Source organism: Nonomuraea sp. NPDC026600, assembly GCF_040638335.1.
Classification (GTDB): domain Bacteria; phylum Actinomycetota; class Actinomycetes; order Streptosporangiales; family Streptosporangiaceae; genus Nonomuraea.
The window spans coordinates 312066-324099 of record NZ_JBEZYD010000004.1; the positions used below are offsets into that span (position 1 = coordinate 312066).

General features: G+C 68.6%; 13 protein-coding genes. 6 read left to right on the top strand and 7 right to left on the bottom strand.

The window, feature by feature from the left end; translation table 11 throughout:
- Positions 1-23: 23 nt before the first annotated feature.
- From AB0F17_RS11675 to AB0F17_RS11685, 3 genes are all read right to left on the bottom strand, one after another.
- On the bottom strand, positions 24-440 hold the full coding sequence (locus tag AB0F17_RS11675) for a hypothetical protein (protein ID WP_358020132.1): 417 nt from the start codon (positions 438-440) through the stop codon (positions 24-26).
- 24 nt (positions 441-464) lie between these two features.
- Positions 465-1319: an NAD(P)H-binding protein gene (locus tag AB0F17_RS11680; protein ID WP_358020135.1), complete on the bottom strand. Its 855-nt coding sequence runs from the start codon at positions 1317-1319 to the stop codon at positions 465-467.
- Positions 1320-1443: 124 nt separating this feature from the next.
- Positions 1444-2934 carry a long-chain fatty acid--CoA ligase gene (locus AB0F17_RS11685; protein WP_358020137.1) on the bottom strand — a complete coding sequence of 497 codons (1491 nt, stop codon included), beginning with the start codon at positions 2932-2934 and terminating at the stop codon, positions 1444-1446.
- Positions 2935-3063: 129 nt separating this feature from the next.
- Here AB0F17_RS11685 and AB0F17_RS11690 point away from each other — a divergent pair, with 129 nt between their 5' ends.
- Positions 3064-3900 carry a PaaX family transcriptional regulator C-terminal domain-containing protein gene (locus tag AB0F17_RS11690; protein ID WP_358020865.1) on the top strand — a complete coding sequence of 279 codons (837 nt, stop codon included), beginning with the start codon at positions 3064-3066 and terminating at the stop codon, positions 3898-3900.
- A gap of 34 nt (positions 3901-3934) precedes the next feature.
- On the opposite strand, the gene mmsB is transcribed toward AB0F17_RS11690, so the two are convergent.
- Genes mmsB through chvE form a run of 3 tightly spaced genes read right to left on the bottom strand, consistent with a single transcriptional unit; the run spans position 3935 to position 7870 of the window.
- On the bottom strand, positions 3935-5194 hold the full coding sequence (gene mmsB, locus AB0F17_RS11695; RefSeq protein ID WP_358020140.1) for a multiple monosaccharide ABC transporter permease: 1260 nt from the start codon (positions 5192-5194) through the stop codon (positions 3935-3937).
- Complete coding sequence (mmsA, locus tag AB0F17_RS11700) at positions 5191-6729, bottom strand: multiple monosaccharide ABC transporter ATP-binding protein (protein WP_358020143.1); 1539 nt, start codon at positions 6727-6729, stop codon at positions 5191-5193. Before mmsA ends, mmsB begins: the two co-directional genes overlap by 4 nt.
- Positions 6730-6733: 4 nt before the next feature.
- Positions 6734-7870: a multiple monosaccharide ABC transporter substrate-binding protein gene (gene chvE / locus AB0F17_RS11705; protein WP_358020146.1), complete on the bottom strand. Its 1137-nt coding sequence runs from the start codon at positions 7868-7870 to the stop codon at positions 6734-6736.
- A gap of 277 nt (positions 7871-8147) precedes the next feature.
- On the opposite strand from chvE, the gene AB0F17_RS11710 reads away from it, so the two are divergent.
- The 5 genes from AB0F17_RS11710 (at position 8148) to AB0F17_RS11730 (ending at position 11623) form a co-directional block, all read left to right on the top strand.
- On the top strand, positions 8148-8930 hold the full coding sequence (locus tag AB0F17_RS11710) for a CPBP family intramembrane glutamic endopeptidase (RefSeq protein WP_358020149.1): 783 nt from the start codon (positions 8148-8150) through the stop codon (positions 8928-8930).
- Positions 8931-9013: 83 nt separating this feature from the next.
- Complete coding sequence (locus tag AB0F17_RS11715) at positions 9014-9679, top strand: CAP domain-containing protein (protein WP_358020152.1); 666 nt, start codon at positions 9014-9016, stop codon at positions 9677-9679.
- A gap of 105 nt (positions 9680-9784) precedes the next feature.
- The gene (locus tag AB0F17_RS11720; protein WP_358020155.1) at positions 9785-10159 is read left to right on the top strand and encodes a YbaB/EbfC family nucleoid-associated protein; all 375 of its coding nucleotides are present in this window, start codon (positions 9785-9787) and stop codon (positions 10157-10159) included.
- Between the two features lie 6 nt (positions 10160-10165).
- Positions 10166-11068 carry a hypothetical protein gene (locus AB0F17_RS11725; RefSeq protein ID WP_358020158.1) on the top strand — a complete coding sequence of 301 codons (903 nt, stop codon included), beginning with the start codon at positions 10166-10168 and terminating at the stop codon, positions 11066-11068.
- 3 nt (positions 11069-11071) lie between these two features.
- On the top strand, positions 11072-11623 hold the full coding sequence (locus tag AB0F17_RS11730; protein WP_358020161.1) for a hypothetical protein: 552 nt from the start codon (positions 11072-11074) through the stop codon (positions 11621-11623).
- A gap of 4 nt (positions 11624-11627) precedes the next feature.
- Here the strand turns inward: AB0F17_RS11730 and AB0F17_RS11735 are convergent, their stop codons facing one another.
- Positions 11628-11993, bottom strand: coding sequence for an ArsC/Spx/MgsR family protein (locus AB0F17_RS11735; protein ID WP_214640918.1), 366 nt, complete (start codon positions 11991-11993; stop codon positions 11628-11630).
- Between the last annotated feature and the right edge of the window lie 41 nt (positions 11994-12034).

Sequence of the window (12034 nt, forward strand, 5' to 3'; positions counted from 1 at the left end):
ACCTGTCCATGGTGGTCCCGCTGCTACGACTTGGCGCGCGACCAGACCTGCGACAGCAGGACGACGCTCCCGCCGAACAGCAGCACGCCGAGAGGCACGTGCACCGCCGGGACATGTGTGTCGCCGAGCGCCGCCTCCGCCAGCGTCAGAACCAGCAAGAACGTGCTGTTGACGACGTAGCGCGGCGAGCCGCCGCCCGGACGCCACACCAGGATCGCGACGAGGAGCTGCATCGCTCCCGCGAACACGGCCACCACGGCCGTGCCGCCGTGCAGCGCCCGGCCATCGGGCGAGGACATCAGCAGGCCGGCCGTTATGGCCTGCGTCAACATGGCGGCCGCCTGCAAGGTCACGGTTATCCGCATGGTGGGAAAGAAGCGCGGCGTCGTGTTCGGCCCGACCGCGGTGCGGCTCCTGTCGAGCACGTGTTCGTCTGCCATGACGTACTCCTTCGAATTGGTGTGTCAGTCGCGGAAGGCGGCGGCGTGGTCGGTGACCCATTCCGCCCAGGTGCGTGCGGGACGGCCGAGGGCCTTGTCCACCTCGTCGGTGACGGAGGCAGGCTGGCCGGCGCCACGGGCGTACCTGGCGAGCAGGGCCACCACGAACGCCTCGTCCATGCCCATCCCGACCATGCCCTGCCGGACGGCCTCCGGCGGCAGCTCCTGGAACCGCAGCGGCCTGCCGAGCACCTCACCGATGGTGGCGAGCAGTTCCTCGTGGGTCAGGGACTGCGGTCCGGTCAGCTGGAGCTTCCGGCCCACCAGGTCATCGGACAGCAGCGCGCGGACACCGACCTCGGCCAGATCCCGCTCGTGGATCGGCGCTTCGGAGAAGTTCGCGTACGGCCCCCGGACGACGTCACCGGCGCGGATCTGAGCGCCCCACGCCACGAGAGTGTTGATCGCGAAGGAACTGGCCCGCAGGCTCACCCATTCCAGGCCACTGGCGACGGCGGCGGCCTCGACCTCCTTGTTCCGGTCCCCGTTGAACCGGGACGGCTGGTGATCGAGGTCTTCGTCGACGTTGACCGCGGACAGCACCGCCACCCGGGTCACCCCGCGGTCCTTGGCGAGTGCCAGCAGTTCGGGGGCGGCGAGTCCCACGGCGCGCGGGTGGAGGAAGAGACCGGTGACGCCTTCCAGGCAGTCGGCCAGCGTGCCGGGCCGTGCCGGGTCGGCCGTCACGACTTCGACCCCGTCGGGCAGGCCGGCCGCCTGCGGATCACGGGTGACCGCGCGGACCTTGGCGCCCTGGCTGACGAGCAACTGAACGAGGGGGCGTCCGACGACGCCCGTGGCTCCGGTTACGAGGAACATTGCCCGGCCTTTCACTGGGGGCCCATCTATGTGCGATCACCCCATAGAGCCGGGTGGGCATGCCAGGTGTGACATCCGTCCTGCGATGACATTCCCGGCCGGCCCACGAAGGCCCTGGGCCTCGTCAGCCTGGCCGGTTGAGCGGGCGGCCCCGCAGCTCGGCCTTCTGGGTCTTTCCCGAGCCGGTCCGGGGCAGGTCGTCCACCAGGTCGAAGTAGCGCGGGATCTTGTATCTGGCCAGCCGCCCGTCGAGGAACTCCCGCAGTTCCTCGACGGTGACGGCCGCCCGGCAGACCACGAACGCCCGCCCGACCTCGCCCCAGGTGGCGTCCGGCACCCCCACGATGGCGACCTCCGCGACGGCCGGGTGCTCGAAGAGCACGCCCTCTACCTCCGCCGGATAGACGTTCTCGCCGCCCGAGATGTACATGTCCTTGACCCGGTCCACGAGGTACAGGTGCCCCTCGCCGTCGAACGCGCCGACGTCGCCCGTACGGAGCCAGCCGCCCGCCTCGAACGCCGCGGCGGTCGCCTCGGGGTTCTGCCAGTAGCCGGGGGTCACGTTCGGCCCCTGGACCAGCACCTCGCCCGGCTCGCCGATGGCCGCGCCGGAGAGGTCGGGCCGGACCACGCGTACGTTGGTGAAGAACACGGGAACCCCGGCCGAGCCCACCTTGCGCACGCTCTGCCCGGCCCCCAGGAAGGTCGCGCCCGGCGCCGTCTCGGTGAGCCCGTAGCCCTGGCAGAACACCAGACCCCGCTCCTGGTAGGTCCGGATGAGCGCGGCCGGGATCGGCGCGCCGCCAGACATCAGGTTGCGCAGCGACGACAGGTCGGCCGTGGCCCACCTCGGCGACCGGGCGAACGCGGCGAACATCGTGGTGACGCCGAACATCCAGGTGATGCCGTGCTTCTCGATGAGGTCATAACACCCGTCCACGTCCCAGGACGGCATGATCACCGAGCAGCCACCCTTGGCGAACGTCGGCAGCAGCGTCTGGTTCAGCGCCGCGACGTGGAAGAGCGGCGCGCTGATCAGCGTCATCTCGTCGCTCGTGACGTCGACGCCGATCAGCATGTTGAAGGTGTTCCACACCAGGTTGGCGTGGCTGAGCAGGGCGCCTTTGGGCCGCCCGGTGGTGCCGGAGGTGTAGAGGATGAGCGCGAGGTCGTCCAGCCCGACACGTACGTCGATCGGCGCGGAATCACCCCCGGCCAGCCAGCTCTCATGATCCGGCACGAGCAGGGCGGCGGTGCCGGAGAGTGCCTGGACCACCTCGGCGCACTCGGGCGCGTAGATCAGGACGGCCGGTCCGCAGTCGTCCAGCATGTAGCCGATCTCGGGCGCGGTCAGCCGGAAGTTCAGCGGCACGAAGATCCCGCCGAGCAGGTGCGTGGCGAACATGGTCTCCGCGAGAGCAGTGTGGTTCGGGCCGAGGTAGGCGACCCGGTCTCCGGCTCCCGCCCCGGCCTCACGCAGGCGCGCGGCCAGCTTCGTCGTCCGCGTGTGCACCTCGGCGTAGGTGACCGCCCGGCCTTCGAAGACGAACGCCGTACGGTCCGGCGTCATCTGGGCCCGGCGAGCCGGCCACCCTCCCACTCCCGCGTTCTCCATGGGCGTACGGCCTCTCGCATCGGTGAGTCCGATCCATACGTTCCACCTACCCCGCATACATGGGGCAGTTTCTCAACCTGAGTCAGAGTTTTGCCGACTGTGACGGATCCGTCTACCCTCTGTGCTGTGATGCTCGGCGATGGAGACGCTCTGACGGCCCGTCCGCAGTCCCTGATGTTCAGCTTTCTCGGCGTCTACGTGCTGGGGCGCGGCACCGCCGTCTATTCGGGCAGCGTCATCGACGTCTTCGCCCGGCTCGGCGTCACCGAGGAGGCGGTGCGCTCGACGCTCACCCGCATGGTCAAGCGGGGCCTGCTGGCCCGGCACCGTCAGGGGCGCAGGATGTACTTCGGGCTGACCGAGCACGCGGTGGAGGTGCTCGACGACGGGCGCCGCCGGGTCTGGGAGACCGGCGCGGTCAACCGCGACTGGGACGGCGCCTGGACCCTGGTGGGCTTCTCGATCCCCGACGGCCTGCGCAGCACCCGGCACGACCTCCGCTCGCAGCTCATCTGGGCCGGGTTCGGCCTGCTGCAGAGCGGGCTGTGGATCGCGCCGGGCGTCAAGGACGTCGCGGGCATCCTCGCCCCGCTCGAACTCGGCGATCACGTCACCGTGATGACGGCCCGGGCGTTCAAGCCGACCGAGTCGGCCGACCTGGTGCGGAAGGCGTTCAGCACCGAGCGGATCGCCGCGCGCTACCGGGCCTTCCTCGACCGCTGGGACACCCCGGACCCGCTCCCCTCGGCGGCCGACGACCTGGCCCGGCAGCTTCTCCTGCACACCGACTGGCTGCAACTGGTCCGCCAGGACCCGCACCTGCCAGCCGAACACCTGCCGGCGGACTGGCCGGCGATCCGGGCCGAGCAGGTGTTCCGCACCCTGGCCCGCGACTACGAGCCGAGCGCCAGGGTGCTGGCCGACACCGTCCTGGACGAACTGGCCATCACTTCACCGGCCGGCTGACCGCCCAAGCCCGCCTCGCCGTCGACCGCGTCGATCAGCGGCCGCCGACCGCCGCGCGGCGCTTGGTCCACACGTCGAAGGCCACTGCCGCGAGCAGGACGGCGCCCTTGACGAACATGACCCGCTCGCTCGGCGCGCCGATCAGCGACATGCCGTTGTTGATGACGCCCATGATCAGACCGCCGGTGACCGCCCCGACCACCTTGCCGACGCCGCCCTGCACGGCCGCACCGCCGATGAACGCCGCGGCGATCGCGTCCAGCTCGAAGGAGTTGCCCGCCGTGGGCCCCGCCTGGTTCAGCCGCCCGGCGAAGATGACCCCGGCGAGCGCGGACAGGACGCCCATGTTCACGAAGATCCAGAAGACGACCGACTTGACCTTGATGCCGGACAGCAGCGCCGCCTGGAGGTTGCCGCCGATGGCGTAGATCCGCCGGCCGAACACGGCCCGGTTGGTCACCAGCGAATAGCCCAGCACCAGCAGCGCGAGCAGGACCAGCACCCAGGGCAGGTTCTTGAACCTGGCAAGCTGCACCACCACCGCGAGAATGACCGCGGCGGCCGCGGCGATGCGGAGCAGGAAGATCGGCAGCGGGTCGACGCTCTGGCCGTAGCCCAGCCGCGCCATCCGGCTCCGCCACTGGGTGACGGCCATGCCGGCCACCGCCACCACGCCGAGCAGGATGCTGAACAGGTCGGCGCCGCCCAGCGGGCCGAGCCCGATGTTGCCGAGATAACCGTCGGTGAAGCCGTTGGACAGCGTACGGACGGCGTCAGGGAACGGGCCGATGCCCTGGTTGCCCAGCACGGTCAGCGTGAGCGCGCGGAACAGCAGCATGCCGGCCAGCGTCACGATGAACGCCGGGATGCCGTAGTAGGCGATCCAGAACCCCTGCCACGCGCCGATGAGCGCGCCCGCGATCAGCGTGATGACCAGCGCCAGCGGCCATGGCACACCGTAGTTCACCATGAGCACGGCGGCGATGGCGCCGGTGACGGCCACGACCGACCCCACGGACAGGTCGATGTGCCCGGCGATGATGATCAGGATCATCCCGATGGCCAGAATCAGGATGTACGAGTTCTGGACGATGATGTTGGAGATGTTCTGCGGCTGGAGCAGCGCCCCCTTGGTGAGGAACGCGAACAGCACGACGATCAGCGCGAACGCGACATAGATGCCGCTCTGCCGTACGTTGAACGACAGCCACGACGACCTGCCCTGTCCCCGTGGCGGGGGCGGTTCCTGGCCGGCGGGCGCCAGCCCGGCGTCGGTGGATGAGGTGCTGCTCATCGGATCTCGTCCAGTCCTTTCGTCATGTACTGCATGAGGCCCTCCTGCGTGGCCTCCTCGCGCGGGACCTCGCCGGTGATCCGGCCGGCCGACAGCGCGTAGATCCGGTCGCACAGGCCCAGGAGTTCGGGCAGCTCCGAAGAGATGACCAGGATGGCCTTGCCCTCGTCGGCGAGCCGGTTGATGATCGAGTAGATCTCGTACTTGGCCCCGACGTCGATGCCCCGGGTCGGCTCGTCAAGGATGAGCACGTCGGGGTCCGCGAAGATCCACTTCGACAGGACGACCTTCTGCTGGTTGCCACCGCTGAGCTTGCCGGTGACGCTCAGCACGCTGGGCGCCTTGATGTTCATGCTCTCGCGGAACTCGTCGGCGACCCGGTACTCCTCGTTGTCGTTGACCCAGCCGCGGCGGGCCAGCTTCGGCAGCGCGGCGGCGGAGACGTTCCGCTTGATGTCCTCGATCAGGTTGAGGCCGTACTTCTTGCGGTCCTCGGTGGCGTACGCGATGCCGTGGCGGATCGCGTCCTGCACCGACCGGATCTCTATCTGCCGGCCGTCTTTGTAGATGCGACCGGAGATGTCGGTGCCGTAGGCGCGGCCGAAGACGCTCATGGCCAGCTCGGTCCGGCCGGCGCCCATGAGCCCCGCCAGGCCGACGATCTCGCCCTTGCGCAGGTGGAGGCTGGCGTTGGAGACCACGACCCGGCCGCGATGGGCCGGGCTGTGCACCGTCCAGTCCTCGATGCGCAGCACCTCCTCGCCGATGTTCGGCTCGTGCGGCGGGAAGCGGTTCTCCAGGTCGCGGCCGACCATGCCGGAGATGATCCGGCCCTCCGTGACGTGGTCGGTGACCATGTCGAGGCGCTCGATCGTCCGGCCGTCGCGCAGGATGGTGATCGAGTCGGCGATGTCGATGACCTCGTTGAGCTTGTGCGAGATGATCACGCAGGTGATGCCCTCGTCACGCAGGCCACGCAGCAGGTCGAGCAGGTGCGCCGAGTCCTCGTCGTTGAGCGCGGCCGTCGGCTCGTCGAGGATGAGCAGGCGCACCCGCTTGGACAGCGCCTTGGCGATCTCCACGAGCTGCTGCTTGCCGACCCCGATGTCGGAGATGAGCGTCACCGGGTTCTCCCGCAGCCCGACCCGGTTCAGCAGCTCGGCCGCCTCGTGGTTGGTCCGGTTCCAGTCGATCAGGCCGCGGGTGGCCTGCTCGTTGCCGAGGAAGATGTTCTCGGCGATCGACAGTTGCTGGCACAGGGCCAGCTCCTGGTGGATGATGACGATCCCGCGGTGCTCGCTGTCACGGATGTCGGCGAACCGGCACGGCTCTCCCTCGAACAAGATCTCGCCCTCGTAGGAGCCGTGCGGGTAGACGCCCGACAGCACCTTCATGAGCGTGGACTTGCCGGCACCGTTCTCGCCGCAGATCGCGTGGATCTCGCCCTGCCGTACGGACAGGTTGACGTCTTGCAGCGCCTTGACTCCGGGAAAGGTCTTGGTGATCCCGCGCATCCGCAGGATGTCATCAGTCATGTCGTCAGCCCAGCTGGGACTTGGTGTAGTAGCCGGTGTCGACGAGTTCCTTCTCGTAGTTCGTCTTGTCGACGATCAGCGGCTGGAGCAGGTACGACGGCACGACCTTGTTGCCGTTGTCGTAGTCCTTGGTGTTGTTGACCTCGGGCTTGCCACCCTTGAGGACGGTGTCGGCGATCTTGATCGTCACGTCGGCGAGCTGCCGGGTGTCCTTGTAGATGGTGGAGTACTGCTCACCCGCGATGATCGACTTCACCGACGCCAGCTCGGCGTCCTGGCCGGTCACGGTCGGGTACGGCTGGCCGGAGGTCCCGTAGCCGTTGCTCTTGAGCGCCGACAGGATGCCGATGGACAGGCCGTCGTACGGCGACAGGACGCCGTCGACCTTGGTGCCGCCGCTGTAGGTCTTGGTCAGCAGGTCTTCCATGCGCTTCTGCGCGGTGGCCGGGTCCCAGCGCAGGATGGCGACCGTCTTGAAGTCCGTCTGGCCGCTCTTGACGACGATCGTGCCCTTGTCGATGAACGGCTTGAGCACCGACATGGCGCCGTTGAAGAAGAACGTCGCGTTGTTGTCGTCGGGCGAACCGGCGAACAGCTCGACGTTGAGCGGGCCCTTGGCGCTGCCCGCGGAGCCGTCGGCGTTCAGCAGCTTCAGCCCGACCAGCAGCGACGTGGCCTGCTGCACGCCGACCTTGAAGTTGTCGAAGGTGGCGTAGTAGTCGACGTTCGGGCTGTTGCGGATCAGCCGGTCGTAGGCGACGACCGGGATCTTCTTGTCAGCGGCCTCTTGGAGCTGCGTGGTGATGGCCGTGCCGTCGATCGAGGCGATGATCAGGAGCTTGGCGCCCTTGGTGATCTGGTTCTCGATCTGGTTGACCTGGGTCGGGATGTCGTTCTCGGCGTACTGCAGGTCCACCTTGTAGCCGAGCTTCTCCAGCCCGGCCTTGACGTTGTCGCCGTCGTGGATCCAGCGCTCCGATGACTTGGTCGGCATGGTGACGCCCACCAGCGCGCCGGCACTGCCTGCGGAGGCGCTGGAGGCGGCCTGCTGGTCAACCGTCTTCTCGGCCGAGCCACATGCGGTCGCGACCGTGGCTAGCGCCAGGACGGAGACCACGGCCGCGAATCGTGGAAATCTCATATTTCTCCTTGCGGAAATGGGGGCTGCCCGCGCGTCGCGGGAGACAGCCGATCCCGCGAGTGTTATCGCTAACATTTCCGGTGTCAAGCGGAGGGGATAACGTAGACGTAACACAAGCTTCACAGTTCAAGTGCCCTGGGCCTGCGGTGCGAGGCTACCTTCCGCGGATGACCGGTCGATCCGGCGAGCTCCCGCACCTGGAGATCACCCGCGCACGCCGGCCGGAAGGCCGCCCGCGCTGAGGCTCCTTTTACCGGCTTGCGGCTACTCTGCGCCCATGACCACGCAGTCCCCCGCCGCGCTGCCCCTGACCCTCGGACCGAGGCTGATCCGGGCCGAGATCATCGTGGTGTTCTCCGTCTCGCTGGGGGCCAGTGCCCTCGTGGCGCTCGTCCGGCTGATCGGCGCGCTCACGGCGCCCCGGGAGCTGAAGGGGCAGCAGGCCGTACTCGTCGGATCACTGGCTCCCGGACGCCCCTGGCTGGACCTGACGTTGCAGCTCGTCGGCATCGCGATCAACGTGGCCCCGGTCGGGCTCGTCGCCTACCTGCTGGTCCGCTCCGGCGAGTCGATGCGGACCATCGGCGTCGACCTCCGCGAGCCACGGCGCGACCTGGTGCGCGGCGCCCTGCTCGCGGCCGCGATCGGCGGGACGGGGCTGGCCTTCTACCTGGCCGTGTACGCCGCCGGGATCAACCTCAACGTCGTGGCCGGAGGGCTGCCCGAGGTGTGGTGGCGGATCCCGGTCCTGCTGCTGGCCGCCGCGCAGAACGGCGTGCTCGAAGAGGTGCTCGTCAGCGGCTACCTGCTGCGCCGGCTGGAGCAGGCGGGATGGGCGCCCTGGCGCTCCGTGGTGGTGGCGGCGCTGCTGCGCGGCTCGTACCACCTCTACCAGGGGTTCGGCGGCTTCGTCGGCAACGTGGTGATGGGGCTGGTGTTCGGCCGCCTGTACCAGCGCTGGGGCCGGGCCATGCCGCTCGTCATCGCGCACACGCTCATCGACGCCGTCGCCTTCGCCGGTTACGCCGCCCTGCACGGCCGGGTGAGCTGGCTGCCCTGAGTACGGCTTACTCATGCGGTCCGCGCCCATGGATCGCACAGTCGGGACTGACGAGAAATCCCGACATGAGGAGAGAAACGACCATGGGCATGCAGAGGCTCGCCGCCGCGGCGGCCGCGTCGTCACTACTGTCGCTGGGCCTGCTGGTCACGGCCACAGCACCCGCCTCGGCGGCGTCGGCGGGATCGGCGGCGGCCGCGTGCAGCGGCGCCGACGACACCGTCCGGACGCCCCAGTGGTACCGGCAGCAGTATCCGGACTGGACCGACAGCCGGATCAAGGCCGCGGTCGTGCTCAACGAGGGGTTCGCCTCCGGCAGCATCCGCTGCCTGGTGAACGCCGAGCGGACGAAGGCCGGGCTCGCCCCGGTGGAGGACAGCCTGCGCCTGTACAACGCGGCCGACGCCCACGTGAAGGCGGCCATCCAGCAGAAGTGGTGGGTGGACGGCGCCAACTGGCACGTCAACCCGAGCACCGGATCCACCGTGGGCAGCAGGATCCGCGCGGCGGGCTACTGCCCCTCGGGCACCTGGCAGGCGCTGGAGAACGTCTACGCCGGCTGGGGCACCGCGTACGCGACGCCCCGGGCGGCGGTGCGCTGGTGGATGAACAGCGCCTCCCACCGGCAGAACATCCTCAACCCGCAGATGAAGCAGACCGGCATCTCGGTACGCAACGGGAGCGCGCGCCCGGGTGTCACCTCCAACGTCACCCTGGTGACGACGGAGGTGTTCGGCTTCTGCCGATGACGGCAAATCCCCTATTTCCTATAGATAATATGGCCTATAGGTTTACGATCTACGCGAAACACGCCCTACGGGGAGGGACGAACCTATGTCAGGCCAGGAGACCGCATGACCTCGCCCGCCGACGCGCTCCGGGGGAGCGGCGACCCGGAGATCGAGAGGCTGCTGGACCAGTTCGACGCGGACGTCGCGCAGGTGGAGCGGCTCAGGGACCAGATCACCGAGGTGCGCGGCCGCGGCGAGGCGGCAGACGGGCGGGTGGTCGCCGAGACCTCGTCCACCGGAGAGCTCGTCGGCCTCACGATCGATCCGCGTGCCATGCGACTCGGCTCCGACGAACTGGCCGCCGCGGTCCTCGAGGCGGCCGGCGCGGCGGCGCGGAACACGGCTGAGGGGATGACCGACCTGGTCGACCCCTTCATCGCGGACACCATGCTGGACATGGGGCAGACTCCGGGGCGCCGGCCCCGGAACGAGCGCTGACCTCCGGTGGGCATCAATCCCACTCGCGCGGCGATCTATGGCTTCGGCACGGTCGGCATCGCCGCCTTCGTGTTCAAGATGCTCGCCGTCGACTACCCGGACGGCGATCCGGCCAAGGCGCGCCAGGCCGCCGCCGTCTGGGCGCGGCTCGCGGACCGGATCGAGCAGAGTCCGGACCGGACCTATCCGTTCGCCGAAGCGGTGTGGAAACGGAACGGCGGCGAAGGCGTCGAGGCGTTCAAGACGGCGGTGACCGCCGGGCTCTATCCGAACCCACCACAAGTGGGCTACGCCGACAAGCTCGCCCACCGCTGCCGGGAGAATGCCAAGGCGTGCGAGGATTTCGCGGAGGTCATCGAAACGGCGCAGCACGCGTACTGGACCCTCGCCCTCGCGAATTTCGCCAGTTTCATCTTCATCACCACCTTTCCCTGGCAGGCCGGAGCCGCCTACAAGATCACCGAGATCATCATGAACCGGGCCAAGGCGAAGCTGCTCTCGAAACTGCTCGAGCACAACATCGCCCGGATTCTGCTCAGCAAGCTCACCGAATACAGCATCGGCAGCGCTTTCTTCGCGGTCGGAGATGTGGGCGTGGTGGCCGGGGTCAAAGCGCTGCGCGGCGAGGATCCGGGCTCGTTCGGCGACAACGCGAAGCAGGCGCTCAAGGAATTCGCCGCCTCGGTCGCGTTCTACGGTGCGTTCGACGCCGCCATGCCGGTGGCCAGGGCGGCGAGCAAGAACGCCGACGTCCAGTACTTCATCAGCCGCATGGCCGGCGGATCCGTGTACGGCGTCTCGTACGACTCCATGAACGGGGAGAGCGGCACGGACCTCATCCCCACCTGGAAACAGACGCTCGGCAGAATGCTGCTCTATTTCACGATGGCCCACAAACCCGCGGGGTGACGCATGGCTCCCGACCCTGACCCGAAGCCGCCGGAGCGGCCGGAAACGGTTACCGTCGCTCCTGACGAATTGCTCTGGGATATCGCCGAGCAGCTCTTCGAGAACGGCGCCCTCTGGGAGAGCATCTACCAGGCGAACCGCGCTCTCCTCGGCGACCCCGGCGCACTACGTCCGGGAATGCGGCTGCGCCTGCCGATGGAGATCTATCCGGGCCATATCAGGTCCGCCGCCGGTGGTTTCGACACCGAGAAACACGACCTCGGCGAATTCGTCAACGCGGTGGCGGCGGAGCTGAACGCCATCGGGAATTTCTGGGGCGATGGCAAGGAAGGGACGATGTTCTTCAAGGGTGAAGGCGGCGGCATGGGATACGAGGCCGTCACGGGCCAGATCATCGAGGGCATCGACGTTCTACAGGACGCCCATCACGAGATCCCCGAGCGCCTGCGGCTCATGGCCGACCGGGTCCAGGTCGCCGACTGGGACAGCGTGACCACCGCGCTGTCCGCACTCCCCGCCCCGGACCCTGACCGGCGGATCTGGGGTGCGGGCTGAGCCGCTAAGAGGAGCGGGAGAGCACGGAGCGGACGGCCTCCGTCGTACGGCCGACGACGGCCGCGCCGTCCCCGGCGGTGATGATCGGGCGCTGGATGAGGATGGGGTGGCTGGCCAGCGCCTTGATCCAGCGATTGCGGTTCGCGGCGTCGCGGGGCCAGTCGGCGATGCCGAGATCGGCGGCCGTGGTCTCGCCGAACCGGGTGATGTCCCAGGGCTCGAGGCGGAGCCTGGTGAGCACCTCGCGGAGTTCGAGCTCGTTGGGCGGATCATCGAGGTAGCGGCGAATGGTGTATTCGGCGTTCTCGGTGTCCAGGAGTTGCAGCGCGGAGTGGCACTTGGAGCAGTCGGGGTTGATCCAGATCTCCATGCTGACTTCCTTTGGGGATGCGAGGAGCGCGGAGCCGTCCG